Source organism: Aquiluna sp. (assembly GCF_965064355.1).
Genome location: NZ_CBCHRQ010000017.1, coordinates 1 through 22,166, shown reverse-complemented (window position 1 = coordinate 22,166; position 22,166 = coordinate 1). Strand labels below are relative to the sequence as shown.

The 22,166-nt window shown below is 52.9% G+C and carries 24 protein-coding genes and 1 tRNA gene; 18 read left to right on the top strand and 7 right to left on the bottom strand.

Features of this window, described 5'->3' with window-relative positions; genetic code table 11:
• A partial coding sequence (locus AC128V_RS03030) for a RidA family protein (RefSeq protein WP_482763204.1) occupies window positions 1–366 on the top strand: 366 nt, incomplete at its 5' end.
• A gap of 3 nt (window positions 367–369) precedes the next feature.
• On the opposite strand, the gene acs is transcribed toward AC128V_RS03030, so the two are convergent.
• The gene (gene acs, locus AC128V_RS03025; RefSeq protein ID WP_482763203.1) at window positions 370–2,355 is read right to left on the bottom strand and encodes an acetate--CoA ligase; all 1,986 of its coding nucleotides are present in this window, start codon (window positions 2,353–2,355) and stop codon (window positions 370–372) included.
• 272 nt (window positions 2,356–2,627) lie between these two features.
• Between acs and AC128V_RS03020 the strand changes: the two genes are divergently transcribed.
• Genes AC128V_RS03020 through AC128V_RS02980 form a run of 9 tightly spaced genes read left to right on the top strand, consistent with a single transcriptional unit; the run spans window position 2,628 to window position 10,837 of the window.
• Window positions 2,628–3,533, top strand: a complete 906-nt coding sequence (locus AC128V_RS03020) for a TadA family conjugal transfer-associated ATPase (protein ID WP_482763202.1) — start codon at window positions 2,628–2,630, stop codon at window positions 3,531–3,533.
• A gap of 5 nt (window positions 3,534–3,538) precedes the next feature.
• Window positions 3,539–4,243, top strand: coding sequence for a hypothetical protein (locus tag AC128V_RS03015; protein WP_482763201.1), 705 nt, complete (start codon window positions 3,539–3,541; stop codon window positions 4,241–4,243).
• 13 nt (window positions 4,244–4,256) lie between these two features.
• Window positions 4,257–4,418, top strand: coding sequence for a DUF4244 domain-containing protein (locus AC128V_RS03010; RefSeq protein WP_482763200.1), 162 nt, complete (start codon window positions 4,257–4,259; stop codon window positions 4,416–4,418).
• 13 nt (window positions 4,419–4,431) lie between these two features.
• On the top strand, window positions 4,432–4,701 hold the full coding sequence (locus tag AC128V_RS03005) for a hypothetical protein (RefSeq protein WP_482763199.1): 270 nt from the start codon (window positions 4,432–4,434) through the stop codon (window positions 4,699–4,701).
• A complete protein-coding gene (locus tag AC128V_RS03000) occupies window positions 4,677–5,024 on the top strand; it encodes a hypothetical protein (RefSeq protein WP_482763198.1) in 348 nt (115 codons plus the stop codon). Before AC128V_RS03005 ends, AC128V_RS03000 begins: the two co-directional genes overlap by 25 nt.
• 13 nt (window positions 5,025–5,037) lie before the next feature.
• On the top strand, window positions 5,038–7,614 hold the full coding sequence (gene topA, locus AC128V_RS02995; RefSeq protein WP_482763197.1) for a type I DNA topoisomerase: 2,577 nt from the start codon (window positions 5,038–5,040) through the stop codon (window positions 7,612–7,614).
• 1 nt (window position 7,615) lies between these two features.
• Window positions 7,616–8,224 (top strand): dTMP kinase, encoded by a 609-nt coding sequence (gene tmk / locus AC128V_RS02990; protein ID WP_482763196.1) that lies wholly within the window; start codon window positions 7,616–7,618, stop codon window positions 8,222–8,224.
• Complete coding sequence (locus tag AC128V_RS02985; RefSeq protein WP_482763195.1) at window positions 8,221–9,378, top strand: DNA polymerase III subunit delta'; 1,158 nt, start codon at window positions 8,221–8,223, stop codon at window positions 9,376–9,378. The genes tmk and AC128V_RS02985 overlap by 4 nt, the downstream gene beginning before the upstream one ends.
• On the top strand, window positions 9,368–10,837 hold the full coding sequence (locus tag AC128V_RS02980; protein ID WP_482763194.1) for an alpha/beta hydrolase: 1,470 nt from the start codon (window positions 9,368–9,370) through the stop codon (window positions 10,835–10,837). The genes AC128V_RS02985 and AC128V_RS02980 overlap by 11 nt, the downstream gene beginning before the upstream one ends.
• 3 nt (window positions 10,838–10,840) lie before the next feature.
• Here the strand turns inward: AC128V_RS02980 and AC128V_RS02975 are convergent, their stop codons facing one another.
• Window positions 10,841–11,209: a hypothetical protein gene (locus AC128V_RS02975; protein WP_482763193.1), complete on the bottom strand. Its 369-nt coding sequence runs from the start codon at window positions 11,207–11,209 to the stop codon at window positions 10,841–10,843.
• Between the two features lie 27 nt (window positions 11,210–11,236).
• Here AC128V_RS02975 and AC128V_RS02970 point away from each other — a divergent pair, with 27 nt between their 5' ends.
• Together AC128V_RS02970 and AC128V_RS02965 are read left to right on the top strand one after the other, a co-directional pair.
• A complete protein-coding gene (locus tag AC128V_RS02970; protein ID WP_482763192.1) occupies window positions 11,237–12,178 on the top strand; it encodes an oxygenase MpaB family protein in 942 nt (313 codons plus the stop codon).
• A 143-nt stretch (window positions 12,179–12,321) separates the two neighbouring features.
• Window positions 12,322–12,394: transfer RNA gene (locus tag AC128V_RS02965), tRNA-Thr, on the top strand.
• Between the two features lie 54 nt (window positions 12,395–12,448).
• Here AC128V_RS02965 and AC128V_RS02960 read toward each other — a convergent pair.
• Complete coding sequence (locus AC128V_RS02960; RefSeq protein ID WP_482763191.1) at window positions 12,449–14,041, bottom strand: alkaline phosphatase PhoX; 1,593 nt, start codon at window positions 14,039–14,041, stop codon at window positions 12,449–12,451.
• Between the two features lie 187 nt (window positions 14,042–14,228).
• Here AC128V_RS02960 and AC128V_RS02955 point away from each other — a divergent pair, with 187 nt between their 5' ends.
• Window positions 14,229–14,636, top strand: coding sequence for a DUF1801 domain-containing protein (locus AC128V_RS02955; protein WP_482763190.1), 408 nt, complete (start codon window positions 14,229–14,231; stop codon window positions 14,634–14,636).
• Here AC128V_RS02955 and AC128V_RS02950 read toward each other — a convergent pair whose 3' ends face one another.
• Window positions 14,637–16,103, bottom strand: coding sequence for an alpha-amylase family glycosyl hydrolase (locus AC128V_RS02950; protein ID WP_482763189.1), 1,467 nt, complete (start codon window positions 16,101–16,103; stop codon window positions 14,637–14,639).
• A gap of 87 nt (window positions 16,104–16,190) precedes the next feature.
• A complete protein-coding gene (locus tag AC128V_RS02945; protein WP_482763188.1) occupies window positions 16,191–16,547 on the bottom strand; it encodes a thiol-disulfide oxidoreductase DCC family protein in 357 nt (118 codons plus the stop codon).
• 160 nt (window positions 16,548–16,707) lie between these two features.
• Here AC128V_RS02945 and AC128V_RS02940 point away from each other — a divergent pair, with 160 nt between their 5' ends.
• From AC128V_RS02940 to AC128V_RS02930, 3 genes are read left to right on the top strand one after another with little or no spacing between them, the layout of a single operon-like run.
• A complete protein-coding gene (locus tag AC128V_RS02940; protein ID WP_482763187.1) occupies window positions 16,708–18,084 on the top strand; it encodes a TrkH family potassium uptake protein in 1,377 nt (458 codons plus the stop codon).
• A gap of 30 nt (window positions 18,085–18,114) precedes the next feature.
• Window positions 18,115–18,798 carry a potassium channel family protein gene (locus AC128V_RS02935; RefSeq protein WP_482763186.1) on the top strand — a complete coding sequence of 228 codons (684 nt, stop codon included), beginning with the start codon at window positions 18,115–18,117 and terminating at the stop codon, window positions 18,796–18,798.
• 7 nt (window positions 18,799–18,805) lie between these two features.
• Window positions 18,806–19,168, top strand: a complete 363-nt coding sequence (locus tag AC128V_RS02930; RefSeq protein WP_482763185.1) for a hypothetical protein — start codon at window positions 18,806–18,808, stop codon at window positions 19,166–19,168.
• On the opposite strand, the gene AC128V_RS02925 is transcribed toward AC128V_RS02930, so the two are convergent.
• Window positions 19,124–19,648 carry a copper resistance CopC family protein gene (locus AC128V_RS02925; protein WP_482763184.1) on the bottom strand — a complete coding sequence of 175 codons (525 nt, stop codon included), beginning with the start codon at window positions 19,646–19,648 and terminating at the stop codon, window positions 19,124–19,126. The genes AC128V_RS02930 and AC128V_RS02925 overlap by 45 nt on opposite strands.
• Before the next feature lie 24 nt (window positions 19,649–19,672).
• Here AC128V_RS02925 and AC128V_RS02920 point away from each other — a divergent pair, with 24 nt between their 5' ends.
• Together AC128V_RS02920 and AC128V_RS02915 are read left to right on the top strand one after the other, a co-directional pair.
• Window positions 19,673–21,043 carry a D-alanyl-D-alanine carboxypeptidase/D-alanyl-D-alanine-endopeptidase gene (locus AC128V_RS02920; RefSeq protein WP_482763183.1) on the top strand — a complete coding sequence of 457 codons (1,371 nt, stop codon included), beginning with the start codon at window positions 19,673–19,675 and terminating at the stop codon, window positions 21,041–21,043.
• Between the two features lie 2 nt (window positions 21,044–21,045).
• Window positions 21,046–21,630 carry an isochorismatase family protein gene (locus AC128V_RS02915; RefSeq protein ID WP_482763182.1) on the top strand — a complete coding sequence of 195 codons (585 nt, stop codon included), beginning with the start codon at window positions 21,046–21,048 and terminating at the stop codon, window positions 21,628–21,630.
• Here the strand turns inward: AC128V_RS02915 and AC128V_RS02910 are convergent.
• Window positions 21,627–22,166 (bottom strand): galactokinase (locus tag AC128V_RS02910; protein WP_482763181.1); only part of this gene is annotated, 540 nt, incomplete at its 5' end. The genes AC128V_RS02915 and AC128V_RS02910 overlap by 4 nt on opposite strands.

Genomic DNA, 22,166 nt, shown 5'->3' with positions numbered 1-22,166 from the left:
AATCTGGTGTTCACCGCCGGCCAGATTCCTCTGGTTGATGGTGTCCTGATGGCGACCGGCAAGGTTGGAAATGAGATTTCTCCGGAGTTTGCCAAGGAGATTGCTCAGCGCTGTGCCCTAAATGCGCTGGCTGCAATCAAGAGCGTGCTTGGTGACCTGGCACGCGTCAAGCGCGTGGTCAAGGTCGTCGGCTTTGTCGCATCTACTCCAGAATTCACTGGCCAGCCGGGCGTGTTAAACGGCGCATCGGAACTTCTGGGCAAGGTGTTTGGCGATGCTGGGCTGCACGCTAGAAGTGCCGTAGGTGTGGCATCGCTACCACTTGATGCTCCAGTTGAAGTCGAACTAATCGTCGAATTCGTCTAGTACTTAGTCGTTTGCGCCTGCGCTAATGCGCCCGGTGATGATTTCCATCACTGAGCTGTCAGCCAAAGTGGTTACGTCTCCAATTGGCCTATCTTCGGCAACATCTCGCAACAGCCTGCGCATGATTTTGCCGGAGCGGGTCTTTGGCAATTCACTCACCACAAATATGGTTCGTGGTTTTGCAATTGGACCAATTTCCTTGGCAACGTGATCTCGCAGCATCTTGGACGTGTCCTGGTCAGAGCCAATCTCATCAAGGTGCGAGGTGCGCAAAATAACGAACGCCACTACTGCCTGACCGGTGGTCTCATCCTTTGCTCCAACCACAGCTGCCTCGGCAACGAAGGGGTGAGAAACCAAGGCCGACTCAATCTCTGCGGTGGATAGTCGGTGCCCAGAGACGTTCATCACGTCATCGACTCGACCCAAAAGCCATAGGTCTCCGTCGGCGTCGAACTTCGCTCCGTCGCCGGCAAAGTACTTACCCTCAAAGCGTGACCAGTAGGTCTCCTTGTAGCGCTCTGGGTCACCCCAGATTCCGCGCAACATCGAAGGCCACGGCTCTGTGATGGTTAGGTAACCTCCGTGACCAGGGCCGACCTCCTTGCCCTCATCATTGACGATCGCCAGCTCAATTCCAGGAAGCGCTACCTGAGCACTACCTGGCTTGGTCGCGGTGATGCCTGGAAGCGGAGAAACCATGATCGCACCGGTTTCGGTCTGCCACCACGTGTCCACAATCGGAGCCTTGTTGCCACCGATAACGTCTCGGTACCACATCCAAGCCTCAGGGTTGATTGGCTCGCCAACGCTACCCAGCACGCGGATTGAACTTAGGTCGTAGTGGGTGGTAACGCTGCGGCCGATCTTCATAAAGCTGCGAATGGCGGTAGGTGCGGTGTAGAAAATATTGACGTGGTACTTCTGAATAATGTCCCACCATCTGCCCCAGTCTGGAGAATCTGGCGTACCTTCGTAAATCACCTGGGTGGCGCCGTTTGCAAGGGGTCCATATGTAACGTACGAGTGGCCAGTGATCCAACCAACATCCGCGGTGCACCAGTAAACGTCTTGACCTTCGTGCAGGTCAAAGACGTTCTTGTGAGTGTATGCAGTCTGGGTTAGATAGCCACCGGTGGTGTGCAGAATTCCCTTGGGCTTTCCGGTGGTTCCAGAGGTGTAGAGGATAAACAGTGGGTGCTCGGCATTGAAGCCCTGAGCAACGTGCTCCCTATCCACCAGGTTTAGCTGCTCTTCCCACCAAAGATCGCGTCCCTCAACCCAGGCCACCTCAGAATTGGTCCGGTTTACAACCAGCACGTTCTCGACAGTTGGGCACTTATTGTCAGCTAATGCCTCGTCAACGGCTGGCTTTAGCAGGCTGGCCTTGCCCTTGCGGAAACCACCATCAGCAGTGATTACCAACTTGGCTTCGGCATCTTGAATTCTGGAAGCCAGAGAGTCTGCCGAGAAGCCACCGAAGATAACCGAGTGCACGGCACCAACGCGGGCAACGGCCTGCATCGCGATGATTGCCTCCGGAATCATGGGCATGTAGATAGCTACTCGGTCACCGGGTTGGATGCCCAGTTTGATAAGGACGTTGGCAGCTTTCTTTACTTCGATTAGCAGATCCAGGTAGGTGTAAACCTTGGCGTCGCCCGGTTCACCCTCAAAAAACAACGCCACTCGTTTGCCCCAGCCAGCCTCAACGTGACGATCTAGGCAGTTGTAGCTAATGTTCAATTCACCATCGTGGAACCACTTGGCAAATGGAGCATTGGACCAGTCAAGGGTTTGTGTGAAGGGCTTGTGCCAGTGCAAATTTCTGGCCTGCTCGGCCCAGAACTCAAGGCGATTAGCCCTGGCTCGCTCATAGATTTCAGGCTGCGCAATCGCGTTGGCAGCGAAGTCCTGGCTCGGTGGGAAGCGTCTTCCCTCGTGAAGCAAGTTCTCTAGTTCGTGTTCCACAGACTTATTGCCCTCCATGTGCTGACAGTCAAATCATGGCAGATTCGTGGGCACCAAGGCTAAAAACTCTGGGATTGAAACTGATTCAAAGAAACTTCGACAATCGGGGGACAAACGTGGTGATACCCGTATAAAGTTTGTTTTCTGGCTTCGGCCAGATGGCGACTGCAGCGTTCCCCCAATGCGCAGTCGCTTGCCGGCAGGTTTCCCCCAAACCTGCCGGCCCTTTCTTTTTCCACAGAAAACTTTTCTTGGCCAAGTTGCTTTGAGCTGCGGTCCACCATCTAGACATGGAGATCCAGTTACCCAAACCACTAGCCGAGTTGATGGCTCGCCCTGGGTTGACCGATCTAACTCTCAACGGCCACGCTCACACCTATATAGATGTCGGTGAGGGGCTGCACAGAACCACCAATCCTTTTGTCTCTGAACGCGATCTTTTTGAGTTTTTGATTGAACTTGGATTCCAAACAGGTTCGCGGATTGACATGTCAAAGCCGATTTCAGACTTTATGGTCCAGGGCTTTAGGTTTCACGCCGTGCTTGGACAAGGTGTTTCTCCAAAGCCGCTGGTCTCGATCAGAAGGCATCCGCACGCGGTGATTCGATTTGAGCACCTGGTCGAAGTGGGCATGCTCTCTCACCGGCAGCATCAGTTTCTAGAAGCTGCTTTGGCCCAGCGCCAAAACATTGTGGTTGCCGGAGCAACCTCATCAGGAAAAACCACTTTGCTAGGTGCTCTCATCGCAGAACTTGATGAACGAGTCATATGTATTGAGCAGATTCCAGAGCTTATGGTTTCCGATCCAGCCGTATCGCTGCACGAACGAGCGGCCAATCAAGAAGGCGCAGGCGCGATCTCGATGCAGCAGTTGGTTATTGAGGCGCTGCGAATGCGGCCCGATCGAATAGTGGTGGGTGAGGTTAGGGGGAGTGAGTTTGGAGTGCTGCTGCAAGCCATGAACAACGGCCACACCGGCACTATGGCGACCCTGCACTCCAAGAGTCTTGCGGATCTGCCAAACCGATTGATATTGCTTGGACTGCTTTCTGGTTTCGACAGGGAGTTAACCGTGCAGATGGTAAGCCAATCATTCGATTTAGTACTTCAGCTTCAGCGGGTCGAGGGGCTGCGCAAACTGACTCACATCGGAAGACTGACCACAGAGTTGAGCGTCATCGAGGTGGCGCTTTGAGTTCGGTGGCAAACTTCGGAGCCCTGATGTCATCGGGGGTGAGCATAAAGACCGCGCTTGAGATTTCCGGCCTAAAGCTAGCTGGGTCAAGCCCAATAGAGAGACTGCTGTCATCCGCCATTTACTCGGGAGCTCCAGTTCGTCAGGTTGCCAAACGCTTAGTTGGTTTTGAGTTAGACCTTGAGCGTTTTCGCTTCGAGCTTGCAACCGCAAACGCTGTGCCAATTGCCACCCGGAAGCTTTTGCTTTGGTTACCAGCGCTCTCACTGGTAATCGGCCAGCTTGCAGGATTCGGAACTATCGCCGCTATCTTTCAGCCAATTGGTGCGGTAGCCCTCGCAAGCGCTGGAGTTTTGATTTTGCTAGGCATCCGATGGTCGAGAAAACTGCTGCGACCGCTTCTTGAAGAGCCTGAGCACCCAGCCTTTGAGCTACTCAGATTCAGCCTGCTGCTCTCTGCTGGCACACCACTAAATAACTCCCATCCCAAAGCTGTATCAAAGCTGGTGGAACTCAGCCGTCTGACCGGAGCCCCGCTACAAGAGCTGGTCGAGATTGAAATAGAACTTACGACCCAACGTTCGCTGCAGGAGTCAATGGCAAAAGCCAAGCGGATGTCTATCGAGCTTTTGGTTCCGATGTCGCTAACTGTTCTGCCCGCTTTTTTGATTTTGACAATCGTCCCGATGCTGATCGGTTTCGGGCTCTAAGGAAAGGAAAGAAATGAAGCAATTGGTAAGTGACCGCGGTGCCATTACCGCCGAGTATGCGATCGCAACTTTGGGAGGAGTGGCCTTTGCAGGGCTGTTGATCCTGGTTATGCGATCGGATGCAGTGCGCGATTTGCTATTTGGACTGGTGGCCAGGGCTCTTGGTATTCAGTGATCAAAAAGGAGCCGTGACGGCGGAGTTCATGCTGCTGTTTCCAACCGTTGTGCTGGCCCTGGCTGGAGTCCTTGGGGTATTCCAGCTTGGGGTGGCGCAACTGGAGCTGACTCGCGATGTCTTTACTCAAGCTCGGCAGCTATCTATCAATAGATCGCTATTGCCAATCGAGGGCGCTCAGTTCAATAGCTATCGAGACGGGCAATTGATATGCGTGGTTGCCCAAAAGAGGCTTGCGATTGATTTGGAGGCAAGGGCTTGTCTTTTCCAGCATGGAAGTTAGATTCCGGCAGTGTTTCCGCAGGACTTGCGATTTCTTTGGCCGCCGTGCCGGGATTCTTGCTGGTCTGCGGATTAGCTATTCAACTGGCTTTTTGGCAGCAGCAGGTGCAATTAGTAGCGGATGCGGCAGCCCTTACCGCAAGTGAAACGGCTAGGGGGTTAATCTCTGGTTACTCTTGCGAAAACCCGGAACAAATTGCCGCCCGATTTGACTTAGAACTTGACACATGTCGTATTGTCGGTTTCAGTGCGTTGGTGAAGGTCTCAAAATCTTTGCCACCATTTTTGTTCACAGCCCAAGCAATAGCAGGGCCATCTAAGTAATAAGGAGAGCTTTTTGCCCAAGAGATTGGTGATTGTTGAGTCACCGGCCAAGGCCAAAACCATTGCCAAGTATCTGGGCAGTGACTTTGAAGTTCTTGCGTCCGTTGGTCACATTCGCGATTTGGCAGAGCCAAAAGACGTTCCAGCCGACAAGAAAAAGGGTCCGCTGGGAAAGTTCTCCATCGATGTCGACAATGACTTCCTACCTTTCTATGTCGTTTCCCCCGGCAAGGCCAAGACCGTTAGCGACCTAAAGGCCGCGCTCAAAAAGGCTGATGAGCTTTACCTCGCAACCGATGAAGACCGCGAGGGTGAGGCGATTGCTTGGCACCTGCTGGAGGTTCTAAAGCCAAAGGTTCCGGTTCGCCGCATGGTGTTCAACGAAATCACCAAGGAGGCGATCCAAGAGTCAGCGAATAACACCAGAGCTCTCAACGAAGACCTGGTTCAGGCTCAGGAGACTAGGCGCGTAGTAGACCGCTTGGTTGGCTATGAGATTTCCCCGGTGCTTTGGAAAAAGATCAACCGTGGACTATCCGCCGGTCGAGTTCAGTCCCCGGCGATCCGAATGATTGTGCAGCGCGAGCGCGAGCGCATGGCATTCGTAACCGCCGGTTACTCAAGTGTCACCGCAGCGCTAAGTAAATCCGAAATTGATTTTGAGGCGAAACTAACCGCAATCGCTGGGCAGAAGCTGGCTTCTGGCAAGAGCTTTGACGATAACGGCAAGCTATCGGGATCGGCCCTAGTGCTGGCTCCAGCCAAGGCGGAGCAATTAGCCAGTGCTCTAAAGTCTCAGCAGCTAACCGTCGAGCAGGTTGAGGCAAAGCCTTCAACCCGCAAGCCATACGCACCGTTCACTACCTCTACCTTGCAGCAGGAAGCTTCTCGCAAGTTGGGCATGAGCGCCAAGCAGGCAATGGATACTGCTCAGCAGCTTTACCAAGAGGGTCACATCACCTACATGCGTACTGACTCCCCAGCGCTATCCCAGCAGGCAATCTCGGCTGCCCGAGCCCAAGCGGCAGAGCTATTTGGCAAAGAGTTAGTAGCGGATGCACCAAGGATCTATGGCTCAAAGTCGAAAAATGCTCAGGAGGCCCACGAGGCAGTTCGCCCATCCGGTGAGGTATTCAAGCACCCCAGTGAGCTGGCATCGGTTCTGCACGGAAGATCGCTTGCGCTTTACGAACTGATTTGGCGCAGAACAGTTGCTTCCCAGATGGCGGATGCCAAGCTCTCAACAACCTCGGTTAAATTCAGCGTGAACCTCTCCGGTGAAGAGCTAGAACTCTCGGCAAGCGGAACCACCGTCACCTACAAGGGATTCCTTGCGGTTTACGACGAAACTCGTGAAGACGATGGCGATGAGCAGGCCAAGTTGCCTCAGTTGGAAGTAGGTGACCAGATTTCTGTAAATGAGGCAACGGCAAAGTCACACCAGACTCAGCCACCTGCCAGGTATACCGAAGCATCTTTGGTGAAGGCTTTGGAGGAGCAGGGGATTGGAAGACCCTCTACCTATGCGGCCATCATCTCGACGATTCTGTCTAAGGGCTATGTCGTCAAGCGCGGCAGTGCCCTGGTGCCAGAGTGGATCGCCTTCACCGTTACTCGCTTCTTGGAGGAGAACTTCGGCAATCTAGTGGACTTTGAGTTCACCGCCAAGATGGAAGAGGATCTTGACCGCATCGCGCTTGGTGAGCTAGATCGCTCCAGCTGGCTAAAGAACTTCTACTTCTCTGAAACAGGTCTCAAGAACACTGTCGAGTCTTTGGGTGAATCCGACCCAAGACTGATCAATAGCTTTGAAATCGCCGAAGGTATCTTGCTTCGCACCGGAAAGTACGGCCCATACCTTGAGGTGTTGGAGGATGGCGAGCGCAAGCTTGTTAATATCCCAGAGGGGCTAACCCCAGATGAGCTAACTCACGAGAAGGCAATCGAGCTAATCAATACCCCGGCTGCTGAGGACAGGGTATTGGGCGCAGAGCCAACCAGCGGTCTGGACATCATTGTCAAGGACGGTCGCTACGGACCATACGTGACCTTGATTGACGAGGGGAACCCAAAGCCAAAGACCGCATCTCTGTTCAAGACCATGAGTGTTTCAACCGTAAGCCTTGAAGAAGCGATCAAGTTACTCTCACTACCTAGGGTGCTGGGGTTAGATCCAGAATCTGGCGCGGAAATCACCGCGCAAAACGGCAAGTTTGGACCATACCTCAAGCGAGGAACTGACTCTAGATCGCTAACCGCAGAGGAACAAATCTTCGAACTCACGCTTGATGAGGCAGTCGAGATTTACAAGCAGCCAAAATACGGCGCTCGCAGAACCGCATCGACCCCGCTTCGCGAGTTCGGTGAGGATCCAGCCTCCGGTCAGCCGGTGTTTGCAAAGACTGGTCAATTTGGAAACTACGTGACGGATGGCGTAATCAACGCCACCGTGCCAAAGGACGAGCCATTGGAAGACATCTCCAACGACCGTGCCTTCGAGCTGCTGGCGATTAGGCGTGAGAAGCTTGGGGTGGGACCGGGAGAGGTGCCAAAAACTTCAAAGGCTAAGAGTTCTAGGAAAAAGCGCTGACGTGTTTATTACTTTCGAAGGTATCGACGGGGTTGGAAAGTCAACTCAGTTAGACCTATTGCAAAGCTGGCTTGAGGGTCGCGGCCGCGAAGTCATGAGAACCCTCGAACCCGGTGGCACAGAACTTGGCCAAGAAATCAGACATCTATTGCTTCACCGCAAAGGCGATGTTGCCGCCCGCGCCGAAGCACTTCTCTATGCCGCTGACCGCGCCCACCACGTTGCCACCAAGATTCGCCCGGCTCTAGCGAGCGGCAAAGTAGTTCTCAGCGATCGATACTTCGATTCATCGGTTGCTTACCAGGGCGCAGCTCGGGAGCTGGATGTCACCGAGGTTAGAAACATCTCACTGTGGGCAGTGGACAATCTAATCCCAGACCTCACGGTTCTTTTAGACCTTGATGCCCACGCTGCGATTTCACGCAGAAACAAAACCGGGACTGAGCCAGATCGTCTTGAGCGCGAAAAAGTAGATTTCTTCGAAAGAGCGCGTTCGCAGTATTTGGAGCTTGCCAAAGAGCCACGCTTTTTAGTGGTTGATGCAACCTTGTCCATCGACGAGATTCAAGAGCAAATTAGAGCTCGGGTTTTGACCATGGAGAAAAGTTGAGCCACCCAGTTTGGGATGAGCTGCTCGGTCAGCCTGAGGCAATTGAGCAACTTCAGAAAGCGGTGGCTGGCAAGCCGGATTCGGTTCATCACGCCTGGCTCTTCACCGGTCCTGCGGGATCGGGCCGAAGCAATCTAGCCAAGAGCTTTGCCGCTGCCCTCGAATGTGCTGAGGACGGTTGTGGGCAGTGCCAACAGTGTCGCTTGGTGCAGGCAGATGCTCACCCAGACGTTTCAATGCTGGTCACCGATCGAGTGGTCATTAGCATCGAAGAGGTACGAGACCTGGTTTCTCGCTCCTCTATGTCAACCACAATCGGTGATTACCGAGTGGTCATCATCGAGGATGCCGATCGCATGACGGAGCGCACCTCGAATGTTTTGCTAAAGGCCCTAGAGGAACCTGCCGAGAAGGTGGTTTGGATTCTTTGTGCCCCAAGCGTCTCAGACCTGTTGCCAACCATTCGCTCAAGAACCCGCAATGTGAACCTAAGGCTGCCTTCTATTGATGAGGTTGCGACCCTTTTGGTGCATCGCGATGGCGTGGCCTTGGACCTAGCGAGAAAGTCTGCGCTTTTGGCGCAGAACCACGTTGGCATGGCAAGACGACTCGCACTCTCCTCAGACGCGCGGTCTCGAAGGTCTGAGACTCTAAGAGTCTTGATGTCAATCTCTAATCTCAGTTCCGCCATGGTTGCCGCCGAGAAGCTTTTGGGTGTTGCCAAGCGCGATGCCGAAGCATCCAGCGCTGAAAAAGATGCTTTGGAAAAAGATGCCCTGATGAAGGCATACGGTCTGGCGGTCGATGAAAAGCTTCCGCCTAACCTGCGCTCGCAATTCAAAGAGCTCGAAGAGAATCAAAAGCGTAGGGCAACCAGGGCGCTTCGCGATGGAATTGATCGAATCTTCACGGATGCCGAGTCAATTTACCGAGACCTGATGGCACTGCAACTAGGTGCCGAAGTCGAACTTGTGAACACCGAGATTGAGTCCGATTTGCTGCAGCGATCGCAAGGCACCACAATCGAGCAGACCATCGCAATCCTCGATGCCATAACCCAATCTAGGCAGCGGCTAGCATCCAACGTCAGGGACCTCCTAGTTCTAGAAGCTCTCTGCACCAACTTCATCTTCCGGGGTTCTCTTGCGGCTTAGGGCGCTTGCGCTGTCGGTTTTGTTAGTCCTCACCGGCTGCACAGCGACAGTTCCAAGTCCAATCGAGCAGGTTCAATCCGGCGTCGATTTCTCTCAGCAGCAGATCAGCTGGGAAGCTTGTGATCCTGGTTTTGAGTGCTCAGAAGTGGCTGTCCCGCTCGATCACCTAAACCCGGATGGACAGGTTTTAGAAATCGCCCTTATCAGACAAGCTGGAACAGACAACCTTCCCCCGCTATTGATAAACCCCGGAGGCCCAGGTGCAAGTGGAGTGGCTTATGTTCGAGATAGTTATGAAAGTCTCGGCACCGAAAAGCTTCGAAGTAATTTCCAGCTGATTGGCTTTGACCCTCGCGGAGTAGGGAAGTCAGCCCCGGTGACCTGTAGTGACATGGACCTGAAGGACCAAGTTTACTACGAAGAATCCGGCTTCCCGCTGGGATCCGATCAAGACATTGAAGTTTCCATAGACCTTTTGACGAGGTTTGCTGCCTCCTGCCAAGAGTCCGGTTTTGATGTTTCATACTTCAACACCCAGCAGGCTGCTCGAGACATGGATGTGATTCGCTCTGCACTTGGCGTTGAGAAACTCGATTACTTGGGATTCAGCTACGGCACCGAACTTGGTGCTACCTACATCGCACTCTTCCCCGATCGGGTCGGCAGGTTCGTTCTCGATGGAGCAGTAGATCCGACCCTGAGTGCGGGTGAGGCAACGGTTAACCAGGTTGCCGGCTTTGATAAGGCCTTTAGTACCTACTTGGCAGACTGCCTCGCACAAGATGTTTGCCCATTTGCAGGAACCGTAGACAACGCTTTGACGCGGGTCGATGAGTTACTAATAGACCTACAAAAAACCAAGCTAGCGACTCAATATGACCGTGAGGCTGGCCTTACAGTTGCGCTCTATGGGATCTTTGCGGCACTTTATTCGCAAGCGTCTTGGCCGTATCTAACCCAAGCTTTTGAAGAGGCGTTTCAGGGGGATGGCTCGACGCTGCTGTTGCTTGCCGACTTCTACAACGACAAGGACCCGGATGGCGGATACCTCTCAAACATCAATGAGGCAAACACCGCTATCAATTGCGCTGATGAGCGGGTCGCACCTGAGGACTTTGCGATGGTGAAGCAGGCCGCGCTTGGTGCCAGTAACGTCTTTGGTAAGTACTTCGCCTACCCAGAATTAGGCTGCCTTGGTTGGCCTGAAGGCAAATCCATGGTCGAACTCGATTACACCGTCGCCCTTCAAGTAGGCCCGCTGGTTATTGGAACTACCGGAGATCCGGCAACTCCTTACCAGCAGGCGGTCAGTCTGGCCAAGCTCCTAAGTGGAGCAACGCTTCTCACCTTCAAAGGTGAAGGTCACACAGCCTACGGTTCGGATACTTGCGTAAATGACTATGTTGAGAATTATCTGCTGGGTGAAAATCTTGGATCGGCAGAACTTATCTGCGGTTAGTTCTTAGGCGAACAGTCCCATAAGAATCGCAATAAAAATGGCAACAAAGATTGCTGGGGTTACAAACTTGACGATTTCTAGCCATGGTCGGAAGCTGATGATTCGCTCAACCAGCGGGTTCTTATCGGTCACCAGCTTCAGTGAATCGATAGTTGCCTGGGCTTGAGAAGCAGCTGAATACTCAGCCAGTGCTCCAAGGATTCCGCTCGCCAGAAGAATCAAGGCGAAACCAATCTTGAGGTAGTTGCTGGAGCCGGCAATTTCTGGGGTCGCGATCGCAGCAAATGCCAATAGTCCGGTCGGTGCTAGCTGGGCCAAAATCAGGTGCAGGCGATTTGTGTTGAATTCTCGGATTAGTTGCGAGGTTTCCATGGTTGCCCTTTCAGGAGATAAAGACAGATGCCTAGTAAGAACACCAAGCTACAAGAAAAGCTTTCAATTCGCTTTCGAAAGCTGCTTTCAGGAGCAACCGATGGCAACCCGCCATGGCTTGCGGTTGTAGCTGAAGGTGATGACATTGGAATGTTTTCCCCACAGGATGCACCTTGGGTAATTCACCGAGACTTCTCCACCTTGGTCGGGGGTGTAAGGGCGCTACTGATGCAGGCACTGCACCCAGGGTCTCTTGCTGGCGTTGCTCAGCACTCCAGGTATGAGCAGGATCCTTTGGGTCGACTCTCCGGAACTATTCGCTGGCTGACAATCACGACCTTCGGGTCAATCGAGGCCGTTCAGAATGAAGCTGGCCGAGTCAATCGCATGCACACCAGAGTTAGTGGCGAGTACCAAACGGCACAGGGTGAAACCTCAAGCTATCGAGCCGCTGACCCAAGACTTCTGCTTTGGGTCCACATCGCCTTTATGGAGAGCTTTCTAAGAGCCCATCAGAACTATTCGAAAGCACCAATTCCCGGCGGAGCGGATGCCTATGTGAGGCTGTGGGGTAAATCCGTAGCACCACTTGGACTGGATGATGTTCCAACTTCGGAGGCAGAACTTAATCAATTGCTGGATGAGTTTTCAGAGGAGCTGATCATCACTGAAAAGACTCGCGCTGTCATCAAGTGGATCAAGAATGCTCCGCTGCCAGCACTTACCAAACCGGTTTACAAACTGCTTTTCTACTCCGCTGTTGCAAGCCTTGATCCAAGGTTCAGAGCACTTATTGGTATCCGTTCAGCGCCACTTTGGCTATTGCGTCCGATCACCACAAGCCTGCTAGCTTTGATGCGTTTTGCTATCGGCCCTGAGTCGCCGATTGAGGATGCTGCACTTAGGCGAATTGACCGTGTTTTGTCCTCTCAAGGGAATGCCGAGCATTCCCAAAAGGTTGACGACTAAGACTTATTCGAATTCCGCCAAAGACTGCAATCTAAAGGCGGAAGAACCCAGGTTTTATGACTTGGGCCTCCTAAGGAAATGGGCAACCGCAATGGTTGCCCATTTTTCTTTGGCGCTAAACTTTTTACGTGCCAAAGGCACAGGCCACCCTAGCTCAGTCGGTAGAGCAGCTCCCTCGTAAAGAGCAGGTCAGGAGTTCGATTCTCCTGGGTGGCTCAGGCTTAAAAGTGAAAATGCCCCTCCCGAAAGGGAGGGGCATTTTCTTTTGGACTAGTTGTAGATTGCTGCCCAGTCGGATACCTCGAGGACGTAAAGCTGTCCACCCTCGATGATGCTTGCCAAGCGGGTCGCTGCGTCTGCAACATCTGGTCTAGACGCTGCAGGGGATGCGTGGATCTGTGCGTTCAGGATGTAGTAGCGGCTGGTGTCTGTCGCACTCTTCTTGAAGAACTGGGTCACGTCGGTAATACCGCTGGATTCCTCGTCTTCTGTGATGAATGCTGACTGACCCTTCTCGAAGTACTCCTTCTTGAACTGCAATACCTCAGCCACCTGAGCGGTCTTGGTGTTGTAAGCCACTAGGCGTGCACGGTGAGCGTTGCTGCCTGGGTCTTCCTGGATCAAGATGTTGCCGAGCACGTCGACCTCAATGTTGTCTGGCTTGGATAGGTAAGGAGCCTCAGAGCCATCTAGCAGCATGGTGATGGTTGCGCCAGCTAGTGGGTTCTTGATGTCCTTGAAGGTCACCTTCCAAAGTGCTCCACCATCGCGTGAAACGGTTGGTGTTGCAGGGTTAGGGGTGGTGGCCTTTGCGTCCTTGTTGGACTGAGTGGTTACGAAGTAGTAAACATTTGGGTTCTTTGGATCGAACGCGCCATCTTCAACGCGGGAGAATCCAAGGCCCCAGGTCTGTGCGAATTCGTTCTGAACGGTTCCGCTGCTCTTCCAGTTAACCTCGTTGAAGGTAACCGGAGCATTGGTGCCCTTTGGGTAAGCAGCGCGGTAAGCGGTGTCGTTGGCAATGCCGGCAACTGAAAGTACGTAGTTCTTACCGTTGTTCAGACCAGCCTTCTCGAACCATAGGCCCTTGGTGGTCTTGCTACCGACATACATCCAAAGCTGAGACTTGATATCGCTACCGTCTTCGCCACCGATTACAACGGTGGTCTTAGCCTTGGTGTTTGCAACCTGGAAAGACTCCCATGAAGCTAGTCCTAGACGAGGTAGCTGAACAGCCTGGCCCGCAGTGTTGATTGCGAACGCACGGGACTCATCGCCCGACTCTTCACCGGTTAGAAATACATTGCCGGTGTAGCCGTAGGTTGTCTTGCCGGATTTGTAAGAAAGCACGCCAGCGGCTGCCATTCCAGCGGAGCAGAAGCGGTTTAGCTCACGTCCGTGCCAGTTGGTCTTGTAGAGGGGGTCAACCAAAGTTGCGAACGCTGGGGCGCCTGGGACAGCGCTGTGCAGGCCAGCGGCGTAGTCATACCAAATGATGTCTTTTAGGTGCTCCTCGGCAGAAACCACAGCACCCGTCTTCGGGTCAATGGTGAAGCGGGTAATGGTCGAACCACCCGTTGCATCGCCAAGAGCGCGAGATGCGCTAGCAGCAGCACCGGTTGCGCTGAGCTCGTGGTTCATTAGTACCTGAACCTTGCCGCCCTGAGAGTAAGCACCCATTCCGTCTGGAACGCCAGGAAGCATCCAGCTTCCGTAGGTGTTGCCAGCGGTTGCCAGCACAGAAAGCTTTGCGGTTGATTCGAGTGAAGCAAGGTAAATCGGCTCGGTAGAGTTCGCTGAAGCTGGGATGCCCATACCAAGAATTGCTGCCGGAATGACCGACAAAGCAATGTATTTGCGCATTTCTTCTCCTAATTGATGGACGTTTGGAAGAACTATCTGTGAGCAAACACAACTTCGTGTGGCAGTTAGGTGAACAGGCGAGGTGTCTTTGGTTTCAAGAAGATGAAATCCCTTTTCCTCGTTCGCCTTACTGAATCTCAAAAAGTTTTAGACTCTTGATTTAGATCCAATTCAAACAAGAGGGAAGATGCCAACTTTTAGCGATGCCGAGAAGAAAGCCATGCAAGAAAGAGCTCGCGAACAGCGCGAGTTCAAAAAACTCTCGGGTGAGGATCAAGTTCGTCGCAAGGTTGATGAGATGACTCCGGCCGAGCAGAAGATTGCCCTCGGCATTCACGAGCTCGTGCTAAGCATCGATCCGAACCTCAAGCCACAGACCTGGTATGGAATGCCTGCCTACTACCTTGATGGCAAAGTGGTCTGTTTTTTCCAGCCCGGTTCTAAGTTCGAATCTCGCTATTCGACCTTTGGTTTCCAGGAGACTGCAAAAGTCGATGATGGTGACATGTTCCCAACCAGCTTTGCGATTATAAAGTTCACCCCAGCGGTGAAAGAGCGAATTGCACAGCTCGTGCGCAAGGCTGTTGGGCAGTAACTAGAAGCTTGCCAATTCGGCAACAGTTTTGAAGCTGCGTTCACTACCTGCTGATTTGTGAACCAAGCTAAAACTTGGTGAACCAATGCTGGTTGCAAATTCAAAGTGCAGCTCTTCGTTAGCGCCGCTCCAGCTCATGGCAAGTTTGTCCGAACCCAGCACCTGCCAGGAGAATTTACCTTCGAAGGCACTAGATCTGCGGATTCTCGCCATTGCAATAATTGCCTGGGTTACCTCGCTCTTTAGCGCTTGATCAATCTCTGCAGGGGTGTAGTTGTGACGGTTAGTGTCGCGACCCTGGGCAGTTTTTGCGAACAACTCTTTGTCATCCATCCCGTTGAATAGGCCGACGTAGTAAACCTGCGGTTCTCCCGGCAGCAAGAACTGCACCATGCGGGAGATTACGTATGCGGTGTCATTAGCCAAGATGTTTGGCAAGGTCGCGTTGATCTGGTGAGGCAGGTCAAACCACTGCGGAATCACGCTTGCAATTGCAGAGTGGCCGCCTGTGTTCTCCTCGGCCTTTTTGAAGATAAAGGCCATCTCATCTTGGGTTATAAGTCCTGGACGACCACCAATTGGACCGCCGTCGATTACGCCGTAACCATCATGGGTGTCAAGCACGTTTAGGCAGTTGTCTGGGCGAATCTTGAACCAGTTGTCCAATCGGTCCACGGTGCCGGTAAAGAATGAGTGCAACAGTAGTGGCGCAGTTTGGAAGTCGTATATCAAGTCAACCAGTGGCGCGATGTCCAACTGTTGGGTGTAGTGAGCGTGAACCTCAACCAAAACGCGCATGCCGTAACCGTGGATCTTCTCGGTTAGCTCTTTGACGAACTCCAAGGTTTCTGGGGTCATAAACGAGTCTGTGCCCGGGGTCTTTACGGCATAGCCAATTGCATCGAGGCGAACCACCTTTACGCCACCGGACTTTAGGGCCTTCAGGACTCGATCCAAGTAGCCCTGACCGGCTGGGTGGTTGATGTCGATATCAACCTGAGACGGCATGAACGTGGTCCATACCAATCTGCGCTCACCAGCAACGTTGTATGCGGTGAAGGGGAAGCCAGGTCTTGGGCGGTAGAAGGAAGTAATCCCTTCTTCAGTTCCACCATTCGGGAACACCACGTCGTAGGTGAGGAACATACCTGCAAACTCTGAGGCATCGCCCTTTTCCTGCCAATCCAAAAACTCAGGGGAGAGGTAGGAGGCGTGGTTCACAATCAGGTCAGCAGTGAGCTCGTGAGTTTCTGAGATCCGCTTGAAGTCAGTCCAATTGCCAAGACGAGGATCAACAATGCTGTGGTCAATTGGATCAAAGCCGGCATCATCACCGTCGTAAGGGTGGAAGAACGGAAGCACGTGAATACCGCTGAAGTCTTTTAGGGGACCCGCAAGTAACTTCTCAATCTCGGAAAGGCTTCCTCCCACGCGCTCGGCGTAAACGAGAATGCTGGCGCCCGACATGGGTTCCTCCTGTAAGCGATTGCGGTACTTATTTACACCAATAGTAGTGAGACAAATGGGGTTAAACGCAAGCGTTTACAAACCTCGTTATCTGCCATCAATCGCACAGGCGGGTGTACCACCGGGGAAGCGATGGCGGTTTTTTGCCACCCAGTGGTAAACCACAAAAGCAACGCTGGTGACCACCGGCCACTTCAAAACGTAACCCGCCAAAGACCAGATGGTCTTGGAGTCAATCAACCCTTGCGATATCGCAAGGTGACCGGATTCCGTGCCTCTGTCGTTGACATACTGCACGGCCTGCTCGCAGTCAGTCAGATTCAAGCCCAAGGCGGCCAGATCAGAGCGCTGGTAGGGCGCGGTAGGAATGCGATTTTTGGTCATGCGAACAAAAGCACGAGCGCTCGAGGAGCAGAACTTGCAGTCACCGTCGAAGATCAACATCACACTCAAGTCAACCAGCGAACACCCCAGCTATTTCCAGAATCTGGTTTCGATACTTGCCAAACCGCTCCAAGAAAGGCGTAAAGTTGCAGGGTGAATTCCGAGCTGGCTAAATCAGCGCATTGCGTGGCTTTGTCACACACCCAGACGTCATTGGCTGGTGAGTGATTTGAAGAAGCAGATTCACCCCTCCAGGCTCATCGTGCTCGCTTTCCTCGGCGTAATTGCAGTCGGAACAGCCCTTTTGATGATGCCGTTCACCGCTGTCAGCGGTAAAGGGACTGGTTTCGCGGACGCGCTATTCACGGCCGCAAGTGCCGTAACCGTAACTGGTCTGGCATCGGTGGACACCGCACTGCACTGGAATATCTATGGTCACTTCGTTATCGCCCTGCTCATTCAAATCGGTGGATTTGGAATTGTTGGTTTTGCAACCCTGCTCGGTTACCTAGTTGACGGTCGCATTTCTCTGAGCAGTCGAGCATCTGCGAGGGCCGAGGCATCTGTCAGCGGTAACCCAGATGTTCGCAAGCTGATCACCAGCATCGTGAAGATGATGCTGTTCTTTGAAGCGTTGCTTTTCGTTTTCTTGTTTTATCGATTTTTCACCGAGTATGGCTATGACTTCCAAGATGCGGTTGGCCACGGTGCATTCCACGCCATCTCAGCTTTCAACAATGCCGGTTTTGCTCTCTACAGCGACAGTTTGATGAGCTTTGCGCGAGACAGCTGGATCATCATCCCGATCTTTGTTGGTGCCTTCATGGGATCGCTTGGGTTCCCAGTGTTGGCGGAGGGCTGGGATCGAATCAAGAATTCCACAAACAAGTTCTTGGGTCGTAAGTTTGTTTTCCTACCGGTTCAGTGGTCTTTGAACTCCCGAATCATTCTTTGGGCATCGCTGGTGTTGGTGGTAGGTGGAACTGCCTATGTTGCGATTCTGGAGTGGAATAACCCAAGGACACTTGGGCCGTTGGATCCATTGACAAAGATTCTTGATTCGATATTCGCTGCGATTATGCCTAGAACCGCAGGCTTCAATGCTCAAGACATAACCGCCATGCACCCTTCCACCTGGCTGGGTATGGACTTACTTATGTTTATCGGTGGTGGCTCAGCATCGACTGCAGGCGGAATCAAGATCGGAACCGCAGTGGTTTTGGCCTACATCGTTTTCACTGAGATCCGCGGTGAGACTGCGGTCAACATCGGTAACCGCAGATTGCCAAGATCTATTCAGCGTCAAGCCCTTACCATCGTTGGCCTAACCGCATCGGTGTCGGCATTTGCAATTGTGATCATGCGACTAACAACTGAGTTCCCGCTGGATATGATTATTTTTGATGTGCTGTCGGCAGTTTGCACCGTGGGATTGTCAACCGGTGTCACCATGGATATGCACGACCCAGGCAAGGTCATGTTCGCGATTTTGATGTTTATCGGCCGTGTCGGACCGGTGTCGATGGCAACAGCTTTGGCGCTTAGAAAAGTTAAGCGTCACTTTGAATATCCAAAAGAGAGCCCACTTATCGGGTAGTGGTACCCAATAAATAGAAAGAAGCTAGAAATGGGAAACAGCAAGCCAAGGGTGAAGCGCAGATTCCACACCGCAAACGTGGCGGTCATTGGTTTGGGCCGGTTCGGCTCCGCGCTGGCGACCGAATTGGTGAATTCTGGTCATCAGGTTTTGGGAATTGATAGCGATGATCGCATCGTTCAGCACCTGGCCCCAACGCTTACCCACGTGGTTTCTGCTGACACCACTGACGAGGAGAACCTTCGCGAACTTGGCATTGCGGAGATGGACAGTGCTGTTGTTGCCATCGGTGCCGACCTAGAGGCCTCCATTCTGACCGCGTCTCTGCTGCTGCAGATCGGAGTCAAGCAGGTTTGGGCAAAGGCCAACTCAGCATCTCACGGTCGCATCCTGACTCAAATTGGTGTCCACCATGTGATCTTCCCTGAGTATGAGATGGGTCGAAGAGTTGCCCACCAGGTTTCAGGTGAGTCCCTGGATTACGTCCACATCGATGAGGACTTCGTAATGGTGAAGACCTACGTTCCAGTCGTTTTTGAGGGCCAGCCGCTCTCGGAGGCGAAGATTCGTGCCAGCTATGGCGTCACAGTGGTAGCTGTGAACGATGGTTCCGGCTACAAGCCAGCCTTCCCAGATACCGTGCTGCGCAAGGGAAACACCATCGTTATTGCAGGGCCAAAGGGTCCACTAGACGAGTTCTGTCAGCTGGACTAATCGCAAATTGAGAACCAACATTTTTTGGATTGCTCAAGCAATCTTGCTCGGTGGGTTGCAATACCTCTACCACCCAAGCTTGAGCTTGGCAGTCATTGGGCTTTTGTTGATGCTGGGACTCGTTCTGCTCTCAACCTGGAGTGCAAGGCGCAGCGCTAAAGGTGCTCGCGGGATTGTGATCGGTTTGATTGTCGCCGGAGTCTCCGGGTTCATGTTCTCTCAAGCCATGGATGTGGCTTACTCACTGCTTTCAGCCCCAGAGGGCTTGAGATTCACGGTGATCTTCGAGTCGCTATTTGCAGCTCTATGGATCGGGGTTTCTTCGCTAGTTGCTAGAGCGTGGCTTCCTAGGACGCAAATACAGGAATAATCCGGCAGCTGCTAGCCCTAAGGATCCAAACAAAAGCCAATAGTTTGCTGGCTCTTGTGGAGCCGGCGCAGAAGTTGCAATTAGGCAAGGCTCGATGTTTGCGCTCGCGACATAACCGGAAGTGTTTAGCAGCTCGAAGCTGTAACTGCCCTCAATCGGATGCCCATCGGATGAAACCACCCTCCAGGCAACGGTGTAGGTACCAGCCTGGTAGAGATCGGTTTGTGCGGTGGCCAAAGTGCCAGAGAGTTCAGCGCAGGTTGCAGTTGCAGGGCTGCCATCGGGTGCGGTGACAACAATTTCGGCGCCACTACCAATATCCAACAGCTCATTTGAGAAGTCGAGCTTGATCTCAACCATGCCCGCTTCGACCTGGGAACCAGGCGCTGGGACCTGATCAATAACGTCATCGTGAGCTGTGGCACTAGGTCCAACCAGCAGTGAAACGAGCAAACCAAGGCCAATCAAGTTAAGCTTCATGGGTAAAAGCGTAAGGCAGGATCAATGAAGCAGGCCCTTTATGGGATTTCTGGCGGTTTAGTCGCCGGGCTACTCTTTTTGTCAATTTTGTTTTTGGGACCGCTGTCCAACCGTCAGGACGCAGCGCCGGTTGAATCGCAACCTGCGACCGTATCTGCAGTTGCCACCAGCTCGGCTGCCGCTACCGACAGCGCAAGTGTTAGCGCTGTGGTTTCCCAGTCCTGCAGTGTCAAAGAATTCATAGAGGCTGAAGGCATTTTGGATCTTCAGGCTCAGGTGGTGGATGTTTCAACTTCAGCCGTGCTGCTGGATGTAAATTCCAAGGTTGGAGCCAGGACCGCTTCGGTATTGAAGCTAGTTACCGCTGCCGCTGCGCTGGAGACTTTAGGTCCGAACTATGTGGTCACCACCCGGGTTTATGTCGACTCTGTCGACCCGAGCATCTTGTATGTGGTTGGTGCCGGTGACGTCACTCTCTCAAGAACCGATGTGACAAGCCAAAGCGTTTATAAAAACGCTCCGAAGCTTGCAACCCTCATTCGTCAAATCACCAAGGCACTTCCGGGCCAAACCTTTAGCCAAATTGTCGTTGACAACTCTTTGTACGGTGGCAAATCTGGCGACTGGAAGACCGACTGGGACAAAAAGGGCATCGCCGAAGGCTACATGTCTAAAGTCTCTGCTCTGCAGATCGATGGCGATAGAAACAACGCAGCCGGTAAGGATTCGGCTCGTGGTAGCGACCCGGTCGCAAGGGCAGGTAAGTGGTTCAAAGAAGCCCTTGGTGCTGCAGGGTCGCAAGCGGTTGTGACCAAGGGAGTGGCCCCAACCACAGTCAAAGAAGTTGCGAAGGTCACCTCAAGACCAATTAGGGAGTGGATCGACTACATGCTTGTAGTCTCCGACAACACCTTGGCTGAGGCACTTGCTCGCCTGATTGCCATAGACACCGGGTTCGGAACGAGCTTTGCATCGCTTGATGGCGCATACAAGCTGGCTTTGAAAAACACCGGCCTGGATCTGAGTTCCCTCAGAATTGAAGATGGTTCAGGGCTTTCGGATTACAACGCGGCATCGCCTGCGCTAATCAACTCACTACTTGGACTAATTCAGTCGGGCTATGGCGATTTTGAAGTGATCAAAGACGGCATGCCGGTGGCAGGAACTCCTGGGTCACTCTCATACCGACTGGAGGAAGCTGCTGGCAAGATCACCGCCAAGACCGGCTGGATTCAGACCGGCTACACCTTGGCTGGGTTTATGCAGACTCCAGATGGTGGCAACCTACTCTTCACCCTCTACAACCTAGGTAAGGTCACAGAGGCAAATCGTGAGGCAATGGATGATCTAGCTATGGGCATCTATAACTGCGGAACGCTATTGGGTAATCAGTAGCAATGTCGAGGGCCCTGTTTGTCATTGATGTGCAGAACGACTTTTGCGAGGGCGGTGCTTTGGCCTGCCAAGGTGGCGCTCAAGTAGCCAGCAGCATCACCAAATATTTGCAGGGCAACAAATCCAACTACGACAAGGTAATTGCCTCCAGAGATTGGCACACACCAGATAGTGCAAACGGCGGTCACTTTCCAGCAGCCGGCATTGAACCGGATTATGTGGACACTTGGCCGCTGCACTGCATTGCGGGCACACCTGGTGCCGATTACCACCCAAATCTGGATTCGTCGCTGGTAGATATTCATATCAAAAAAGGTCAAGACCAGCCCGGCTATTCCATATTTGATGGCGTCACAGATTCTGGCGAAAAGATTCAGGATCTGATTTCTCGATTAGGGATTACCGAGGTTGATGTGGTTGGAATCGCAACCGACTACTGTGTTCGAGCCTCGTCTCTTGATGCCAAGAAGTTCGGTCTTGATGTTCGCGTGATTACGTCTTTGACCGCTGGGGTATCAGCCGCGTCCACTGAGGCAGCGATCGACGAGCTGGTCGATGCCGGCGTGAGGGTTTCAGCTACCGCTTAGAACTCGCGCTTCGCACCTTCGGATGGGGTTACCGAGAACACTCGTGGTTTAGTGAAGCCCGCCTTTGCAAAAGTCAGCTCGCAGTTTTCTGCAAGTTCCGCAAGCTTGTCTTTGTGGATGATCGCAATTGCTGCACCACCAAAGCCACCACCGGTCATTCGGGCACCAATTGCGCCGGTTGCCCTTGCAGTTTCAACGGCTAGGTCTAGTTCAGCAACTGAGATTTCAAAGTCGTCACGCATCGAGGCGTGGGATTCCAAAAGCAATCTGCCCAAAGACGAAAGGTTGCCTTCGCGCAGCGCACTAAGAGTGTCAAGCACCCTTTGGTTCTCGGTGATGATGTGGCGAACACGCCTAAAAGTCTCGTCGTCTAGCTGCGATTGGGCCCTAGGTAGGTCAGAGAGCGAGAGCTCTCTAAGCGATGCAACGCCAAGTTCCCGAGCACCAACTTCGCAGGATGTTCTTCTCGAACCGTATCCACCGTGAGCATGAGAGTGCGAAACCTGAGTGTCGATTACAGCGATCACCAGGTCGTG

Bases quoted from the DNA above. Each gene is read 5' to 3' on its own strand.
- acs (WP_482763203.1), bottom strand. From the start codon at position 2,355: ATGGAGGGCAATAAGTCTGTGGAACACGAACTAGAGAACTTGCTTCAC.
- AC128V_RS03020 (WP_482763202.1), top strand. From the start codon at position 2,628: ATGGAGATCCAGTTACCCAAACCACTAGCCGAGTTGATGGCTCGCCCT.
- AC128V_RS03010 (WP_482763200.1), top strand. From the start codon at position 4,257: ATGAAGCAATTGGTAAGTGACCGCGGTGCCATTACCGCCGAGTATGCG.
- AC128V_RS02975 (WP_482763193.1), bottom strand. From the start codon at position 11,209: ATGGAAACCTCGCAACTAATCCGAGAATTCAACACAAATCGCCTGCAC.
- AC128V_RS02970 (WP_482763192.1), top strand. From the start codon at position 11,237: ATGCCTAGTAAGAACACCAAGCTACAAGAAAAGCTTTCAATTCGCTTT.
- AC128V_RS02960 (WP_482763191.1), bottom strand. From the start codon at position 14,041: ATGCGCAAATACATTGCTTTGTCGGTCATTCCGGCAGCAATTCTTGGT.
- AC128V_RS02955 (WP_482763190.1), top strand. From the start codon at position 14,229: ATGCCAACTTTTAGCGATGCCGAGAAGAAAGCCATGCAAGAAAGAGCT.
- AC128V_RS02950 (WP_482763189.1), bottom strand. From the start codon at position 16,103: ATGTCGGGCGCCAGCATTCTCGTTTACGCCGAGCGCGTGGGAGGAAGC.
- AC128V_RS02945 (WP_482763188.1), bottom strand. From the start codon at position 16,547: ATGTTGATCTTCGACGGTGACTGCAAGTTCTGCTCCTCGAGCGCTCGT.
- AC128V_RS02935 (WP_482763186.1), top strand. From the start codon at position 18,115: ATGGGAAACAGCAAGCCAAGGGTGAAGCGCAGATTCCACACCGCAAAC.
- AC128V_RS02925 (WP_482763184.1), bottom strand. From the start codon at position 19,648: ATGAAGCTTAACTTGATTGGCCTTGGTTTGCTCGTTTCACTGCTGGTT.
- AC128V_RS02920 (WP_482763183.1), top strand. From the start codon at position 19,673: ATGAAGCAGGCCCTTTATGGGATTTCTGGCGGTTTAGTCGCCGGGCTA.
- AC128V_RS02915 (WP_482763182.1), top strand. From the start codon at position 21,046: ATGTCGAGGGCCCTGTTTGTCATTGATGTGCAGAACGACTTTTGCGAG.